This window comes from Sphingopyxis sp. NFH-91 (assembly GCF_021401285.1).
Classification (GTDB): Bacteria; Pseudomonadota; Alphaproteobacteria; order Sphingomonadales; family Sphingomonadaceae; genus Sphingopyxis; species Sphingopyxis terrae_A.
This window is the reverse complement of the sequence record NZ_JACBGA010000004.1, coordinates 280,631-296,752: the sequence shown is the minus strand read 5'-3', so window position 1 is coordinate 296,752 and position 16,122 is coordinate 280,631. Positions and strand designations below refer to the sequence as shown.

12 protein-coding genes are annotated in these 16,122 nt (G+C 64.9%); 7 read left to right on the top strand and 5 right to left on the bottom strand.

What is annotated here, in order from left to right; genetic code table 11:
• Positions 1-150 precede the first annotated feature (150 nt).
• From L0963_RS11625 to L0963_RS11605, 5 genes are all read left to right on the top strand, one after another.
• The gene (locus tag L0963_RS11625) at positions 151-726 is read left to right on the top strand and encodes a hypothetical protein (RefSeq protein WP_040589091.1); all 576 of its coding nucleotides are present in this window, start codon (positions 151-153) and stop codon (positions 724-726) included.
• 7 nt (positions 727-733) lie between these two features.
• Entirely contained in the window at positions 734-1,198 is a 465-nt protein-coding gene (locus L0963_RS11620; RefSeq protein WP_234179666.1) for a phage holin family protein, read from the top strand.
• Complete coding sequence (locus L0963_RS11615) at positions 1,198-1,584, top strand: hypothetical protein (protein ID WP_234179663.1); 387 nt, start codon at positions 1,198-1,200, stop codon at positions 1,582-1,584. The genes L0963_RS11620 and L0963_RS11615 overlap by 1 nt, the downstream gene beginning before the upstream one ends.
• Complete coding sequence (locus L0963_RS11610) at positions 1,568-1,954, top strand: hypothetical protein (protein WP_003039125.1); 387 nt, start codon at positions 1,568-1,570, stop codon at positions 1,952-1,954. The genes L0963_RS11615 and L0963_RS11610 overlap by 17 nt, the downstream gene beginning before the upstream one ends.
• A gap of 93 nt (positions 1,955-2,047) precedes the next feature.
• Positions 2,048-2,263, top strand: coding sequence for a DUF4170 domain-containing protein (locus tag L0963_RS11605; RefSeq protein ID WP_003039127.1), 216 nt, complete (start codon positions 2,048-2,050; stop codon positions 2,261-2,263).
• 55 nt (positions 2,264-2,318) lie between these two features.
• Here L0963_RS11605 and L0963_RS11600 read toward each other — a convergent pair whose 3' ends face one another.
• The 3 genes from L0963_RS11600 to L0963_RS11590 form a co-directional block, all read right to left on the bottom strand.
• Complete coding sequence (locus L0963_RS11600) at positions 2,319-2,597, bottom strand: ETC complex I subunit (RefSeq protein WP_003039130.1); 279 nt, start codon at positions 2,595-2,597, stop codon at positions 2,319-2,321.
• A 66-nt stretch (positions 2,598-2,663) separates the two neighbouring features.
• Positions 2,664-5,138, bottom strand: a complete 2,475-nt coding sequence (gene hrpB, locus L0963_RS11595; RefSeq protein ID WP_234179661.1) for an ATP-dependent helicase HrpB — start codon at positions 5,136-5,138, stop codon at positions 2,664-2,666.
• A gap of 7 nt (positions 5,139-5,145) precedes the next feature.
• Positions 5,146-6,159 (bottom strand): polyprenyl synthetase family protein, encoded by a 1,014-nt coding sequence (locus L0963_RS11590; RefSeq protein ID WP_003039135.1) that lies wholly within the window; start codon positions 6,157-6,159, stop codon positions 5,146-5,148.
• A 104-nt stretch (positions 6,160-6,263) separates the two neighbouring features.
• Here L0963_RS11590 and L0963_RS11585 point away from each other — a divergent pair, with 104 nt between their 5' ends.
• Both L0963_RS11585 and L0963_RS11580 read left to right on the top strand, forming a co-directional pair.
• Positions 6,264-6,551 (top strand): chorismate mutase, encoded by a 288-nt coding sequence (locus L0963_RS11585; protein ID WP_058812022.1) that lies wholly within the window; start codon positions 6,264-6,266, stop codon positions 6,549-6,551.
• Positions 6,548-7,243, top strand: a complete 696-nt coding sequence (locus L0963_RS11580; RefSeq protein WP_234179659.1) for a glutathione S-transferase N-terminal domain-containing protein — start codon at positions 6,548-6,550, stop codon at positions 7,241-7,243. The genes L0963_RS11585 and L0963_RS11580 overlap by 4 nt, the downstream gene beginning before the upstream one ends.
• Positions 7,244-7,359: 116 nt before the next feature.
• Here the strand turns inward: L0963_RS11580 and rpoC are convergent, their stop codons facing one another.
• Together rpoC and rpoB are read right to left on the bottom strand one after the other, a co-directional pair.
• Positions 7,360-11,640 (bottom strand): DNA-directed RNA polymerase subunit beta', encoded by a 4,281-nt coding sequence (gene rpoC / locus L0963_RS11575; RefSeq protein ID WP_058812020.1) that lies wholly within the window; start codon positions 11,638-11,640, stop codon positions 7,360-7,362.
• A 52-nt stretch (positions 11,641-11,692) separates the two neighbouring features.
• Entirely contained in the window at positions 11,693-15,871 is a 4,179-nt protein-coding gene (rpoB, locus tag L0963_RS11570; protein WP_058812019.1) for a DNA-directed RNA polymerase subunit beta, read from the bottom strand.
• Positions 15,872-16,122: the final 251 nt, after the last annotated feature.

Here is a 16,122-nt window from a genome sequence, read left to right as displayed (position 1 = left end):
GGCCGATTGAAAAGGCGCCCGCCTGTTATCGGCGCCCCGCCGCCAAAGCAACACGTCGCATAGGAATTTCACGGGATTTTCGGCGCGCTATGGAACCAAATCGCCGCGCTTGCTATATAGATTGAGGTAGGACCGCGGACGGCGCGACGCGTGCGCGCCCCCAACAAGAATGAAGAGGACGATGTGATGGCCAAAGCCGCTACTCCCGCGACCAAGAAGGCAGCTCCCCGCCCCAAGGCACCCGCAAAGCCCGCCGCCACCAAGGCAGCGCCGGCCGCGAAGGCGAAGGCGGCGGCAAAGGATCATCCGATCCGCGACCAGCTTGCCGTGACCCGCGACACGATCAAGGCCGAAGCGTCGAAGAAGGCCGCGTCGATCAAGGAAGATGCGACGAGCTTTGCCAATCAGGCATCGGCAAAGGCGCGCGAAGCCGCGACCAAGGGCAAGGACAAGGCGGCTGAAACCGTCGGCAGCCTCGCCAAGATGCTCGAGGATAGCGCCGACACGGTGGATTCGAAATTCGGCAAGCAATATGGCGATTATGCCCGCTCGGCCGCGACCACGGTGGCCGGCCTTGCCTCGTCCCTCGATCAGAAGGATCTCGACGAACTGGCGGGCGCGACCCGCGATTTCGTCAAGAAGAGCCCGGCGGTCGCGGTTGGTGCGGCGGCGGTGATCGGCTTTGTGCTGGCCCGTATGCTCAAGGGCGGGTCGAGCAACGACTGATCGCCCCTTGCCCGCACAGAAACCGACCCCTCCACCGACCTCTGCATCGGCGTCCGATCCGCACGGCTTCGGCGGCGTCAGCCATGGCTATGCGCCCGACGGGCCGCTCAGCACGCCGCCGCCGGTACCGCTCGAAGATATCGTTCGCGATCTCGTCGACGATGCCAAGCAGACGGTGCAGGCCGAACTGGCGCTTCTCGAAGCGCGCGGTGCGCTGGCCTCGCACGGGGTCAAATGGGCGTCGGCGTGGGGCTTTGTCGCGGCCTGCTCGCTGCTCGTGGCGTTGCTCGCGGTTGCCTTCGGCGCGATCCTGGTGCTCGCGCCGCACGTCGGCCCGCTGCTCGCGACGCTGATCGTGGTCGCGGCGCTCATCGGGCTCGCGGGCTTCGCCGGCTGGCGTGCAAAGCGAAGTGCGGGCGATGTGAAGCTTGCCCTGCGCAGCGACCTGTCACCGCAAGGGAGTGACGATTGATGTCCGCCGCCCGCAACCGCCTCGTCAACGCGCTGCGCCGGTCGATGCTGCAGCGCGCGGCCTTGCGGCGTCAGGCCGACACGGCGCGCGCCGCGTTCAAACCGCGCGCGCTCATCGATCGCGGCAAATATCGCTTGCAGGCAAAGGTCGACGACACCGCGCAGGCGGTCCGCGACGAATTTCGCAGCAACCGCCTGCCGATCGCGCTGGCCGCGGTCGCAGGGACGCTGTGGCTCCTGCGCGAGCCGATCAAGGAGCATGCCCCCCGCATCGCGCGGCGCATCCAGAACGCGGCGAGCGGCCTCGCCAACCGGCTGCGTCCCGCGACCGCGGACGCGGCCGAAGATATCGAACAAATGGAGGAAGACGATGAAGCCCTTCGGTGAAACCGCCCGCGACGCGCAGGCAAAAGCGAGTGAACTTGCTGAGAAAACCGCGGAAAATGCGCGTGCCACCGCCGAGGCGGCAAAGGCGCGCATCCAGGAAGGCTATGGCCGCGCCCGCGCCGCGACCAGCGACCTCGCAGACCGCACCCGCGCTGCGTCGAGCGAGCTTGCCGCAAAGGGGCGCGAACAGGCCGACGCCGCGCGCGAAGCCGCCGGTCACGCCTATGAAAAGGGCAAGGCGCAGGCGACCCGCGCCAACGGCAAGCTCAAGGACATCGCGAAGGACCAGCCGCTGACGCTGCTCGCCGGTGCCGCCGCGATCGGCGCACTGCTCGGTTCGCTGCTTCCGAAGGGTCGCAAATCCGACTAAAGCCTATGCCGGGCCTACTTGCCCGGACGGCGCGGTGCTGTTAGGGGCCTCGGCCTCTCCCTTCCCCACGCCGTAGCGGCAAGGAACCTGAAAATGAGCAAATTGCATCTGGTGTTCGGCGGGCGCGTCAGCGATCCGCAGGGCCTCGATTTCGTCGACCTGTCGAACCTCGACGTCGTGGGCCTGTTCCCCGATTACAAGTCGGCCGAAAAGGCATGGCGCGCCGCCGCGCAGCGCACGGTCGACGATGCCGAGATGAAATATGTCGTCGTCCACCTGCACAAGCTGTTGCAGCCCGACGCGGAATAAGCGCCGACAGGCGAATGGCCCGCGTCGCCCCCGCAAACCCGGGGACGACGATCGATCAACGGAAATTGTCGGCGTAAGCCTGGATCTTGAGCGTGCGCACCGGGGTCGGCATGACTTCGACCTCGATCCCGTTCTTCGCCGCATAGGCAATCGCTTCGTCGCGCGTTGCGAAGCTCAGGCGAAGCTGCCGCTGCGTATCGCCGCTACCCGCCCAGCCCATCAGCGGATCGGCCTTGCGCGCTTCGGCGGGGGCATATTCCAGGAACCAGCGCTGGGTGCCGGCACGGCCCGACTGCATCGCATTCTTGGGCTTCTGGAAAATACGCGCTTTCATCGGAGAGTCCCTGACTGGATTGCTATGCCGTCGCCTTAGCGGCTCTGTCGCGCCGCGAAAAGGGGGCTATTGCGCATCGCGCCGCGCCTGTGCCGCCTTGGTCAGCAACGTCGGGCGCGCGGTCGCCGGATCGTCGGGCCAGCTATGCTTGGGATAGCGGCCGCGCATTTCCTTCGCGACCTCGCGCCAGCTTCCGCTCCAGAACGACGCGATGTCGCGGCTCGTCTGGATCGGACGGTGCGCGGGCGAGGTTAGCGCCAGGACAAGCGGTATCGGCGGATCGCCGACGGTCGGATGGCGCGCCAGCCCGTACATTTCCTGCACCCGCACGCTGACCGTCGGGCCGCCCTCGGCGCCATAATCGATCGCGTGACGGCTGCCTGCGGGGGTGGTGTAATCGGCGGGAGCGAGCTTTTCGAGCAATTGCCGCGCCGGCCAGTCGAGCAACCCCATCAGCGCATCGGTAAGCCGGCGATCGCCAATATCGCGCAGCCCGCGCGCGCCATCGAGCAACGGTTCAAGCCACAGGTCGAGGCTGTCGGCGAGCGCGCCCGTCGACAACGCGTCGAGCCCGGCAAAGGACGCGCGCTGGCGCAGCGCCTGCGCCGCGGACCCCCAGCCGATCAGCCCCAGCCCTTTGTCGCGAACCGCGGCAAGCCGGACCGCCACATCATCCTCCGCGCCCGCATCGCGCCCGGCCTTGCCGCTTGACAGCGCGATCGCGCCCAGTCTCCGCTCGCGCCGGTGATCGACGCGGTCGTTCGCGGCGTCATAGACGCTTGCGCTCTGCTGGACGATGCGATCAGCGAAGATCGCCTCGACCTCGGCTGCCGCGATCGGCGCAGCGGCGAGGATGCGGACGCCGGCGGCATGGCCCTGCGCATCGGCGATGGCGAGCCATTCGGCATTGGCGAGCGGGTCGACGGGATCGATCTTGTAGGCCCGTCCCCCGACGCTGAGATATTCGCCGCGCTGGCCGGCGCGCTGGCGCGCAACGCGGTCGGGCCAGGCGGTGGCGATCCAGCCGCCGATAGAGCGTGTTTCGTCCGTTCGCGGGCCGGACGCCAATCGCTCGCCAACCCCGGCAAGCCGTCGCGCGAGCCGCCGCGCGCCCTCGGCACGCTCGCCCCTGATGCCCCGCCAGCGCCCCAGCCGTGCCTCGACATCGGCGCCGCGGCCGCCGAGGCCCGGCTCGGTCAGCAGGACCGCCAGTTCCCCTGCCAGACCGCCCTCGCCCGCCACCGCCGCGTCGAGCAGCATATGCGCGAGCGGGACCGGCAGCGGCACCGCCGCGAGCGCCTTGCCATGCGCGGTAATCCGCCCATCGTCGCCCAGCGCACCGATCGCCTGCAACCGCGCCTTCGCCTCTGCGATCGCAGCGGGCGATGGCGGATCGAGCCAGCCGAGCTGGCGCGGATCGACGATCCCCCAGCTCGCGCAGTCGAGCACCACGGGCATCAGGTCGTTCTCGTGAATTTCAGGTGGGTCGAAGGGCGGCATGCCGGCGGTCGCCGCCGCCTCCCACAACCGGTAGGCAACCCCCGGCCCCTGCCGCGCCGCGCGTCCCGCGCGCTGCGTCGCCGACGCCTGACTCGCGCGTTCGGTGACCAGTCGCGCGATACCCGCCGCCTTGTCGAAGCGCGGACGCCGCGACAGGCCGGCATCGATCACGATCCGCACGCCGTCGATGGTCAGGCTGGTTTCGGCAATGCTCGTCGCGAGGATCAGCTTGCGCGCGCCGCCGGGATCGCGAACCAGCGCCTTGCGCTGCATCGCAGGGTCGATCTGCCCATGGAGCCGGTGGACGACAAGCGGCAGACCCGCCGCCTCGACCGCCGCCGCTGCGCGCTCGATATCGGCGGCGCCGGCCAGAAAGGCGAGCATGTCGCCTTCCTTCTCATCGGCCAGCGCCTGCCGCACCGCGGCGAGCACGCTCGCCTCCAGCCGATCCTCGGCGCGGCGTCCGATATGGCGTAGATCGAGCGGCCAGCTCTTGCCTTCGCTCCTCACCACCGGCGCATCGCCGAGCAGCGCCCCGAAGCGCGCGCCGTCGAGCGTTGCCGACATCGCCACGAGCCGCAGATCGTCGCGCAGCCCCTGCTGCGCATCGATTGCGAGCGCGAGCGCGAAATCGCCGTCGAGGCTGCGTTCGTGGACTTCGTCGAACAATACCGCCGACACGCCTTGCAGTTCGGGATCGACAAGAATGCGGTTGCGGAACAGCCCCGGCGTCATCACCAGAAGGCGCGTCGCCGCCGACTGCTTGCTGTCGAGCCGCGTCGCATAGCCGACCGTCCCGCCGACCGCTTCGCCCATTTCCTCGGCAATGCGCTCGGCCGCCGCCCGCGCCGCGAGGCGCCGGGGCGAGAGCAGCCACACCGCGCCTTTGCACCATGGCTCGCGCAGCAGGGCCGGCGCGACGCGCGTCGTTTTGCCCGCGCCCGGCGGCGCGACGACGACGGCGTTGGGCTTCAAGAGCAGCGCCGCCATGATGTCGGGCAGCACCGCGTCGATGGGCAGGAAGGGCCCGGCGGTCGTCATCGCCGCCTCAATAGGCGCGGGCGACCGCAAAGGCGACGGCTTCGGTCAGCGCCGCCTTGGCCTGGCTGCTGCGAAAGCCCCCGATGGCATCGACCGCGCGCTGACCATAATGCCGCGCGCGCGCCAGCGTGTCGGCGATCGTGTCGTGCTTGAGCAGCAGCGAGGTCGCATAGGCGAGATCGTCGTCCGAAGCGCGGTGGCCGACGATGGCCTGCTTCCAGAATTCGCGTTCTTCGGCGCTGCCGCGCGCGTAAGCGAGGATGACCGGCAGGGTGACCTTGCCGTCGCGGAAATCGTCACCGACCCCCTTGCCCATCGTTTCGGCGTCCGAAACATAGTCGATCGCATCGTCGACGAGTTGGAAGGCGATGCCCAGATTGCGGCCGTAAGCGTCGAGCGCTGCCTCGGTCGCCTCGTCGCGCTCGGCAACGACCGCGGCGATCTTGCACGCGCTGGCAAACAGTTCGGCGGTCTTGGCGTTGATGATCGCGAGATATTGGTCCTCGCTGGTTTCGACGCGGCGCTGCGCCGAAAGCTGGTTCACTTCGCCTTCCGCGATCACTGCCGAAGCATGGCTGAGGATCTTGAGCACCTTGAGCGAGCCGTCCTCGACCATCAGTTCGAACGAACGCGCGAACAGGAAATCGCCGACGAGCACCGACGCGCTGTTGCCCCAGATGATATTCGCGGTCTTGCGCCCGCGGCGCAGGTCCGATCCGTCGACGACATCGTCGTGGAGCAGGGTCGCGGTGTGGATGAATTCGACCGCGGCGGCGAGCTTGCAATGGCGGCGCCCGGGATAGTCGAGCAGCTGCGCGCAGGCGAGCGTCAGCATCGGGCGCATCCGCTTGCCGCCGCCCGCGATCAGATGTCCGGCGAGTTCGGGAATGAGCGGAATTTCGGACTGCATCCGGTCGAGGATGACCGAATTCACCTCGTTCATGTCGGCGGCGACAAGCGCCATCATCGGATCGAGCGAGGGCGGACGGTCGCCGTGGAGCTGATGGATTTCGGCAGTCATGACACGGGCTGCCTTGGCCGTGCGCCTGCAATTTTGCAACGACTTTCGGCTTGCCACCCGCCCCCCGCCGGTGCCAAGCGTGCCCGACGCAAGAGGAGCCGCGCATGGACGATCAACTCAGCCGCTACCGCCAGAGCATCGACAATATCGACGCAGCGCTCGTCTACATGCTCGCCGAACGGTTCAAGGTGACGAAGGCGGTCGGCGAACTCAAGGCGAAGATCGACCTGCCCCCCGCCGACCCCGACCGCGAGGCACGGCAGGTCGAACGGCTGCGCGCGCTGGCGCGCGAGGCCGACCTCGATCCCGAATTCAGCGAGAAATTCCTGCGCTTCATCATCGACGAGGTGATCCGCCACCACGAACATCTGAAGCGGGAGGCCGGCGCATGACCGCGGCGCACCCCATCTTCGCCAAATGGCCGGCGCAGCATCCCGAGCGGCTGCAGCTTTTCACCGCGCCGACCCCGAACGGGGTCAAGCCGAGCATCATGCTCGAGGAATGCGGCCTGCCCTATGAAGCGCATCGCATCGACATCATGGCCAACGAAAGCCATGACCCGGCCTTTCTGGCGCTCAATCCCAACGGCAAGATTCCCGCGATCTACGATCCAGACGGACCGAACGGCACCCCGCTGGCGCTGTTCGAATCGGGGGCGATCCTGATTTATCTCGCCGACAAGACCGGCCAGTTCCTGCCCGCCGAGGCGAACCGGCGTTACGAAGCGATCCAGTGGGTAATGTGGCAGATGGGCGGCATGGGACCGATGTTCGGCCAGCTCGGCTTCTTCCACAAATTCGCGGGTCGCGACTATGAGGACAAGCGCCCGCGCGACCGTTACGCGGCGGAATCGGCGCGGTTGCTGGGCGTCCTCGACGCGCAGCTCGATGGCCGGGACTGGGTGATGGACGCCGATTACAGCATCGCCGATATCGCGATGCTCGGCTGGGTGCGCAACCTGATCGGTTTCTATGACGCGGCCGACATCGTCGGTTTCGATCGCTTCAAACATGTGCAGGCATGGCTCGACCGCGGCCTTGCGCGCCCGGCCGTCCAGCGCGGGCTGGAGGTCGGCGCGAGCTGATAGCGGCGCAGGCGACATCCCCGCCGAAACCCTCAAGGATAAAGAAAAAGCCCCGCCGGATCGCTCCGGTGGGGCTTTTCTTCGGTGACGTATCTGCGGCCCCGGGGCGCGAGGACTTAGTCCTCGTCACTCTGGATCAGATAATCGCCGGCATCGGCGTCGGTGCCGTGGGTTTCCCCTTCGACCGCGCCGAGCGGATCGTCGCCCATCGCCGCTTCGGGGCCCTGCGCCAGTTCGGCGGCATGCTCTTCGGCCGCAGTCTGCGGCGCGATGAGATGCGCTTCATTGGCGGCGCGCATGGCGGCACGCAGCGCCGCGTCCTTCGACGAGGCGGTGACGCGGATGCGGTTCATCGCCGCGCCGGTACCCGCCGGGATAAGGCGGCCGACGATGACGTTTTCCTTGAGGCCCATCAGCGAGTCGACCTTGCCCTGCACCGATGCTTCGGTGAGGACGCGGGTCGTTTCCTGGAACGATGCCGCCGAGACGAAGCTGCGCGTCTGCAGGCTCGCCTTGGTGATGCCCAGGAGAACCGGGCGCCCTTCGGCGGGCTTGCCGTTCTTCGGCAGCTTGGCGTTATATTCCATCATCTCCAGATAATCGAGCTGTTCGCCCGGCAGCAGCGTGGTGTCGCCGCCGTCGGTGATCTCGACCTTCTGCAGCATCTGGCGAACGATCACCTCGATGTGCTTGTCGTTGATCTTCACGCCCTGCAGTCGGTAGACCTCCTGGATTTCCGCGACGAGGAATTCGGCCAGCGCTTCGACACCCATCACGTCGAGGATGTCGTGCGGGTTCGGCGAGCCCGAGATCAGCGCGTCGCCGCGCTTCACATAGTCGCCTTCCTGCACTTCGAGCACCTTGGATTTCGGGATCAGATACTCGACCGCATCGCCCTCTTCCGGAACGATCGCGATCTTGCGCTTCGCCTTGTAATCCTTGACGAATTCGATGCGACCCGAAAGCTTTGCGATGACCGCATTGTCCTTCGGAATGCGCGCTTCGAACAGCTCGGCAACACGCGGCAGACCGCCGGTGATGTCGCGCGTCTTCGACGCTTCGCGGGTGACACGGGCCAGAACGTCGCCCGCCTTCACTTCCTGACCGTCTTCGACCGAGATCATCGTGCCGACCGCGAGCAGATAGCGCGCGGCTTCACCCGACGCATCGTCGAGCAGGGTCAGGCGCGGCTGAAGGTCTTCCTTCTTGCCGCGACCGGTGGTGCGATATTCGATCACGACGCGCTGGGCGATACCTGTCGCTTCGTCGACCTGTTCGGTCAGCGTCTTGGCATCGACCAGATCCTGATATTTCACGATGCCGTTCTTTTCGGTGATGAGCGGCATGGTGAACGGATCCCATTCGGCAATCCGGTCGCCCTTCTTCACCTTCTCGCCATTCTTGTGCATGATCTGCGCACCATAGGGCAGCTTGTGCGTCGCGCGTTCGCGACCTTCGCTGTCGATGACCGCGATTTCGCCCGAACGCGACAGCGCCAGACGGCGACCGCGCTGGTCGACGATCGTTTCCATGTCGCGATATTCGATCGTACCGTCCGAAATCGCTTCAAGGTTCGACTGTTCGTTGACCTGCGCCGCACCGCCGATGTGGAAGGTCCGCATCGTCAGCTGCGTGCCCGGTTCACCGATCGACTGCGCCGCGATGACGCCGACCGCTTCGCCGATATTCACCGGCGTACCGCGCGCAAGGTCGCGGCCGTAGCATTTGGCGCAGACGCCCAGGCTGGCTTCGCAGACCAGCGGCGAGCGGATCTTCACCGCCTGCACTTCGGCTTCCTCGATCTTGGCGACCGTGGGTTCGTCGAGCAGCGTGCCGACGGGGGCAATGACATTGCCGTCCTTGTCGACAACATCCTCGAGCGTCGTGCGGCCCAGGATACGCTCGCCCAGCGAGGCGATCGTCGAACCGCCCTGGATGATCGCGCGCATTTCCATGCCGCGGGTCGTACCGCAATCATCCTCGATCACAACGCAATCCTGCGACACGTCGACCAGACGGCGGGTCAGGTAACCCGAGTTCGCAGTTTTGAGCGCGGTGTCGGCCAGACCCTTACGGGCACCGTGGGTCGAGTTGAAATACTCGAGAACGGTCAGGCCTTCCTTGAAGTTCGAGATGATCGGCGTTTCGATGATCTCGCCCGACGGTTTGGCCATAAGGCCGCGCATGCCGGCAAGCTGCTTCATCTGCGCCGGCGAACCACGCGCGCCCGAGTGCGCCATCATGTAGATCGAGTTGACCGGAGCAAGCCGGCCGTCGTCGAGCTTCGGCGTCGCCCGGATTTCGTCCATCATCGCGTTCGCGACCTTGTCGCCGCACTGCGACCAGGCGTCGATCGCCTTGTTGTACTTTTCCTGCTGCGTGATCAGGCCGTCCTGATACTGCTGCTCGAAATCCTTCACCAGCGCGCGGGTCTCGTCGACCAGCTTTTCCTTGGCGTCGGGGATGATCATGTCGTCCTTGCCGAACGAGATGCCGGCACGGAACGCGTGGCGGAAGCCCAGCGCCATGATGGCGTCGGCGAACAGCACCGTCTCCTTCTGGCCGGTGTGACGATAGACCTGATCGATCACGTCGCCGATTTCCTTCTTGGTCAGAAGGCGGTTGACGACGTCGAAGGGCACGGTGTGCGACTTCGGCAGGCATTCGCCGATCAGCATGCGGCCCGGCGTTGTCTCGAAGCGGCGCAGATATTCATTGCCGGCTTCGTCGGTCTGCGGAACGCGGCTGGTGATCTTCGAGTGCAGCGTAACCGCGCCCGTGTAAAGCGCCTGGTGTACTTCGGCCATGTCGGCCAGCAGCATGCCCTCGCCCGGTTCGCCTTCGCGTTCCATCGACAGATAATAGAGGCCGAGGACCATGTCCTGCGACGGAACGATGATCGGCTTGCCGTTCGCGGGGCTGAGGATGTTGTTGGTCGACATCATCAGCACGCGCGCTTCCAGCTGCGCTTCGAGGCTCAGCGGGACGTGCACGGCCATCTGGTCGCCGTCGAAGTCGGCGTTGAACGCGGCGCAGACCAGCGGGTGAAGCTGGATCGCCTTGCCCTCGATCAGCACGGGTTCGAACGCCTGGATGCCGAGGCGGTGGAGCGTCGGGGCGCGGTTCAAGAGGACCGGGTGCTCGCGAATGACTTCGTCGAGGATGTCCCAGACTTCCTTGCGTTCCTTTTCGACCCACTTCTTCGCCTGCTTGAGGGTCATCGACAGACCTTTGGCGTCGAGGCGCGCATAGATGAACGGCTTGAACAGTTCGAGCGCCATCTTCTTCGGCAGGCCGCACTGGTGCAGCTTGAGTTCCGGACCGGTCACAATGACCGAACGGCCCGAATAGTCGACGCGCTTGCCGAGCAGGTTCTGACGGAAGCGGCCCTGCTTGCCCTTGAGCATGTCGCTGAGCGACTTCAGCGGACGCTTGTTGGCACCGGTGATCGTACGGCCGCGGCGGCCGTTGTCGAACAGCGCGTCGACGGCTTCCTGCAGCATGCGCTTTTCGTTGCGGACGATGATGTCCGGCGCACGCAGCTCCATCAGGCGCTTCAGACGGTTGTTACGGTTGATGACGCGGCGATACAGGTCGTTGAGATCCGACGTCGCGAAGCGGCCGCCGTCGAGCGGCACCAGCGGGCGCAGTTCGGGCGGGATGACCGGAATGACTTCGAGGATCATCCACTCGGGACGGTTGCCCGATTCGATGAAGCTTTCGACGACTTTCAGACGCTTGATGATCTTCTTGGGCTTCAGCTCCGACTTGGTCGTCGCCAGCTCTTCCATCAGATCGACGCGTTCCTGTTCGAGGTCGAGCCCTTCGAGGAGCACGCGGATCGCCTCGGCGCCGATGCCGGCCGAGAAGGCGTCCTCGCCATATTCGTCCTGCGCGTCGAGCAGTTCGTCCTCGGTCAGAAGCTGGAACTTCTCGAGCGGCGTCAGGCCGGGTTCGAGAACGATATAGGCTTCGAAATAGAGGACGCGCTCAAGCTGCTTGAGCTGCATGTCGAGCAGCAGGCCGATGCGCGAGGGCAGCGACTTCAGGAACCAGATGTGCGCGACGGGCGCGGCGAGCTCGATATGGCCCATGCGTTCGCGGCGGACCTTGGTCACCGTGACTTCGACACCGCATTTTTCGCAGACGATGCCCTTGTATTTCATGCGCTTGTACTTGCCGCACAGGCATTCATAATCCTTGATCGGACCGAAGATGCGCGCGCAGAACAGGCCGTCGCGTTCGGGCTTGAACGTGCGGTAGTTGATCGTTTCGGGCTTCTTGATTTCGCCGAACGACCACGAGCGGATGCGCTCCGGGCTCGCGATGCCGATCTTGATCATGTCGAAGGTTTCGGGCTTCGCGACCGGGTTCATGAAGTTGGTAATCTGGTTCATATTCTAGCTCCACTCTTCCCCCTCCACCGCCGGCGGAAGGGGGTGAGGAAAATCATTCGGCGGCTTCGGGAAGAGCGTCCGGACCATCTTTGTCGTCTTCGTCCGTATAGGACGACAGTTCGACGTTGAGGCCCAGCGAGCGCATTTCCTTGACGAGCACGTTGAAGCTTTCGGGAATGCCTGCCTCGAAGGTGTCGTCGCCCTTGACGATCGCTTCGTAAACCTTGGTGCGGCCGATCACGTCGTCCGACTTCACCGTCAGCATTTCCTGCAGCGTGTAGGCGGCGCCATAAGCCTGGAGCGCCCACACTTCCATTTCACCGAAGCGCTGGCCGCCGAACTGCGCCTTACCGCCCAGCGGCTGCTGGGTTACGAGGCTGTACGGCCCGATTGAGCGCGCGTGGATCTTGTCGTCGACTAGGTGATGGAGCTTCAGGATATACATATATCCCACCGTCACCTTGCGGTCGAAACGATCGCCCGTGCGGCCGTCGTACAGATCGACCTGACCCGACCGGTCGAGACCGGCACGTTCCAGCATCGTCGACACATCGCCTTCGCGCGCGCCGTCGAACACCGGCGTCGCGAACGGAATACCGAGCGACAGGTGGCCCGCCATCTCGACAATCTGATCATTGCTGCGACCCTTGATGTCGTCGGCATAATCGTCGCCATAGGCGGTGAGCAGCGCCTCACGTACCGCTTCGGGCGGCGCGCCCGCTTCGGGGTTCGGGTTTGCCGCACGCCAATCTTCGAGCGCCGCGGTAATCTGGCGGCCGAAACCGCGCGATGCCCAGCCGAGGTGCGTTTCGAGGATCTGACCGACGTTCATACGCGACGGCACGCCCAGCGGGTTGAGCACCACGTCGACATGCGTGCCGTCTTCGAGGAACGGCATGTCCTCGATCGGCAGGATGCGGCTGATGATACCCTTGTTCCCGTGGCGGCCCGCCATCTTGTCGCCCGACTGCAGCTTGCGCTTGATGGCAACGAAGACCTTGACCATCTTGAGCACGCCCGGCGCGAGTTCGTCGCCGCGCTGCAGCTTTTCGACGCGGTCCTCATACTTCGCGTTGATCCGCTTGATCGCGTCGTCATACTGCGCCTTGATCGCTTCGAGCGCGGCCTGCGCCTTGTCGTCGACGACCGCGAGCTTCCACCAGTCGCCGCGATCGAGTTCGGCGAGCTGATCTTCGGTCAGCACGTCGCCCTTCTTCATGCCCTTGGGCACTGCGCTGGTGGCCTGGCCGACCAGCAGTTCCTTGAGGCTGGAGAAGGTCGCGCGGTTGAGGATCGCGCGCTCGTCGTCGGCGTCCTGCTTCAGACGCTCGATTTCCTCGCGTTCGATCGCGATCGCGCGTTCATCCTTGTCGATGCCGTGACGGTTGAAGACGCGGACTTCGACGACCGTACCCGACACGCCCGGCGGCAAGCGAAGCGAGGTGTCGCGCACGTCGCTGGCCTTTTCGCCGAAGATGGCGCGCAGCAGCTTTTCTTCCGGCGTCATCGGGCTTTCGCCCTTCGGCGTGATCTTGCCGACCAGGATGTCGCCCGGGCCGACTTCGGCGCCGATGTAGACGATGCCCGCTTCGTCGAGGTTGCGGAGCGCTTCTTCGCCGACGTTCGGAATGTCGCGCGTGATGTCCTCCGGCCCGAGGCGCGTGTCGCGGGCGGTGACTTCGAATTCCTCGATGTGGATCGAGGTGAAGACGTCGTCCTTCACGATGCGTTCGGAAATGAGGATCGAGTCCTCATAATTGTAGCCGTTCCACGGCATGAACGCGACGAGCACATTCTTGCCGAGCGCCAGTTCGCCAAGCTCGGTCGACGGACCGTCGGCGATGATGTCGCCGGTGCGGATCACGTCGCCCACCTTCACCAGCGGACGCTGGTTGATGCAGGTGTTCTGGTTCGACCGCTGGAACTTCTGGAGGCGATAGATGTCGACGCCCGACTTGCCGGGTTCGACAAGGTCGGTCGCACGGATGACGATACGCGTCGCATCGACCTGGTCGATGATGCCGCCGCGGCGTGCCGCGATGGCCGCACCCGAATCGCGTGCGACGGTGCCTTCCATGCCGGTACCGACGACGGGCGCTTCGGCCCGCAACAACGGCACGGCCTGACGCTGCATGTTCGATCCCATCAGCGCGCGGTTGGCGTCATCGTTTTCCAGGAACGGAATGAGCGAGGCCGCAACCGAAACCAGCTGCTTCGGCGACACGTCCATCAGCGTGATCTGTTCGCGCGGCGCCATCAGGAATTCGCCGGCTTCACGCGCCGAGATCAGCTCCTCGACGAAGCTGCCGTCGGGGTTGAGATCGGCGTTCGCCTGCGCGACCGTGTGCTTCGATTCCTCCATCGCCGACAGATAGACGACTTCGCTCGTCACCTTGCCGTCGACGACGCGGCGGTACGGGGTTTCGATGAAGCCATATTTGTTGACGCGCGCGAAGGTCGCGAGGCTGTTGATCAGACCGATGTTCGGCCCTTCCGGCGTTTCGATCGGGCAGATACGGCCATAGTGCGTCGGATGGACGTCGCGGACTTCGAAGCCCGCGCGTTCGCGGGTCAGACCGCCCGGCCCGAGCGCCGAGACGCGGCGCTTGTGGGTGACTTCCGACAGCGGGTTGGTCTGGTCCATGAACTGCGAAAGCTGCGACGAGCCGAAGAATTCGCGCACCGCAGCAACCGCCGGCTTCGCGTTGATCAGATCGTTCGGCATCACGGTCGAGACGTCGACCGACGACATGCGCTCCTTGACCGCACGCTCCATGCGCAGCAGGCCGACGCGATACTGGTTTTCGAGCAGCTCGCCGACCGAACGGACGCGGCGGTTGCCGAGATTGTCGATATCGTCGATCTCGCCCTTGCCGTCCTTCAGGTTCACCAGTTCCTTGACCACGGCGAGGATGTCCTCGCTGCGCAGCGTCGTCACCGTGTCCTCTGCATCGAGGCCGAGGCGCATGTTGAGCTTAACGCGGCCCACCGCCGACAGGTCATAGCGTTCGGGATCGAAGAACAGGCCCGCGAACAGCGCGTCGGCGGTTTCGCGCGTCGGCGGTTCGCCGGGGCGCATGACGCGATAGATGTCGCTCAGCGCCTGATCGCGATCCTCGGCCTTGTCGGCCTTCAGCGTGTTGCGGATCCACGGACCGGTGTTGTTGTGGTCGATGTCGAGCAGCACCAGCTTGTCGATGCCGGCGGCGTCCATCTTTTCCAGATTTTCCGCGGTCACTTCGTCGCCGGCTTCGATGTAGATCTCGCCGGTCGATTCATTGATCAGGTCATAGGCGCTGTAACGGCCGAAGATTTCCTCGGTCGGGATCAGCAGCGTTTCAAGACCGTCCTTAGCCGCCTTGTTGGCGAGGCGCGGGCTGATCTTGTGCCCAGCGGCGAACACGACTTCGCCGGTCTTGGCGTCCACGATATCGAACGCCGGCTTCGCGCCGCGCCAGTTTTCGAGGACGAACGGAATCTTCCAGCCATCGGCCGCACGTTCGAAGATCATGCGGTCGTAGAAGAAGTTCAGGATTTCTTCGCCCGACATGCCCAGCGCATACAGCAGGCTGGTCACCGGAAGCTTGCGCTTGCGGTCGATACGGACGTTGACGATGTCCTTGGCGTCGAATTCGAAATCGAGCCACGAACCGCGATACGGAATGACGCGCGCGGCAAAGAGATATTTGCCCGACGAGTGGGTCTTGCCGCGGTCATGGTCGAACAGCACACCCGGCGAACGGTGCATCTGGCTGACGATGACACGCTCGGTGCCGTTGATGAAGAAGGTGCCGTTCTCGGTCATGAGCGGCATGTCGCCCATGTAGACGTCCTGCTCCTTGATATCGAGAACCGAACGCGTGTCGGTTTCGCTGTCGACTTCAAAGACGATCAGGCGCAACGTGACCTTCATCGGCGCTGCATAGGTGATGCCGCGCTGACGGCATTCCTCGACGTCATATTTGGGCTCTTCGAGCTCGTAATGGACGAAGTCCAGCTCCGCGGTCCCGGCAAAGTCGCGGATCGGAAACACGCTGCGCAGCGTCTTTTCAAGGCCCGAGACGTAACCGACCGACGGATCGGAACGCAGGAACTGTTCATAGGATTCGCGCTGCACCTCGATGAGGTTGGGCATTTCCACGGCTTCGTGGATATTGCCGAACAGCTTGCGGATTCGCTTGGTTGCGGTTGCTTCGAGGGCCTTGCCCACCGACTTCGCCTTGGTCGCCATAAAGGATTGTCTCGCCTGTAAAAATTCGACTCGCGAGCGCGATAGAGACGCAAAAAAGCCGCAGGCAACCGTTGCCGGTTTACCGCAGCTTTCCAACGCATCTCGAAATCCCGACCGCCCTATTCGTGCCGCCTGCTGCGCAAAGTCAGGCCGCTTCCCGGACGGAAAGGTGTGAGGCGGATATAGGATCGGGGCCCGCCACTGTCAATTGTCGTCCCCCAATATCAGCTTTGCATCAGGCCCGCCGGCTC

Bases quoted from the DNA above. Each gene is read 5' to 3' on its own strand.
- rpoC (WP_058812020.1), bottom strand. From the start codon at position 11,640: ATGAACCAGATTACCAACTTCATGAACCCGGTCGCGAAGCCCGAAACC.
- L0963_RS11615 (WP_234179663.1), top strand. From the start codon at position 1,198: ATGTCCGCCGCCCGCAACCGCCTCGTCAACGCGCTGCGCCGGTCGATG.
- L0963_RS11600 (WP_003039130.1), bottom strand. From the start codon at position 2,597: ATGAAAGCGCGTATTTTCCAGAAGCCCAAGAATGCGATGCAGTCGGGC.
- L0963_RS11605 (WP_003039127.1), top strand. From the start codon at position 2,048: ATGAGCAAATTGCATCTGGTGTTCGGCGGGCGCGTCAGCGATCCGCAG.
- L0963_RS11590 (WP_003039135.1), bottom strand. From the start codon at position 6,159: ATGACTGCCGAAATCCATCAGCTCCACGGCGACCGTCCGCCCTCGCTC.
- L0963_RS11580 (WP_234179659.1), top strand. From the start codon at position 6,548: ATGACCGCGGCGCACCCCATCTTCGCCAAATGGCCGGCGCAGCATCCC.
- hrpB (WP_234179661.1), bottom strand. From the start codon at position 5,138: ATGACGACCGCCGGGCCCTTCCTGCCCATCGACGCGGTGCTGCCCGAC.
- L0963_RS11610 (WP_003039125.1), top strand. From the start codon at position 1,568: ATGAAGCCCTTCGGTGAAACCGCCCGCGACGCGCAGGCAAAAGCGAGT.
- L0963_RS11585 (WP_058812022.1), top strand. From the start codon at position 6,264: ATGGACGATCAACTCAGCCGCTACCGCCAGAGCATCGACAATATCGAC.
- rpoB (WP_058812019.1), bottom strand. From the start codon at position 15,871: ATGGCGACCAAGGCGAAGTCGGTGGGCAAGGCCCTCGAAGCAACCGCA.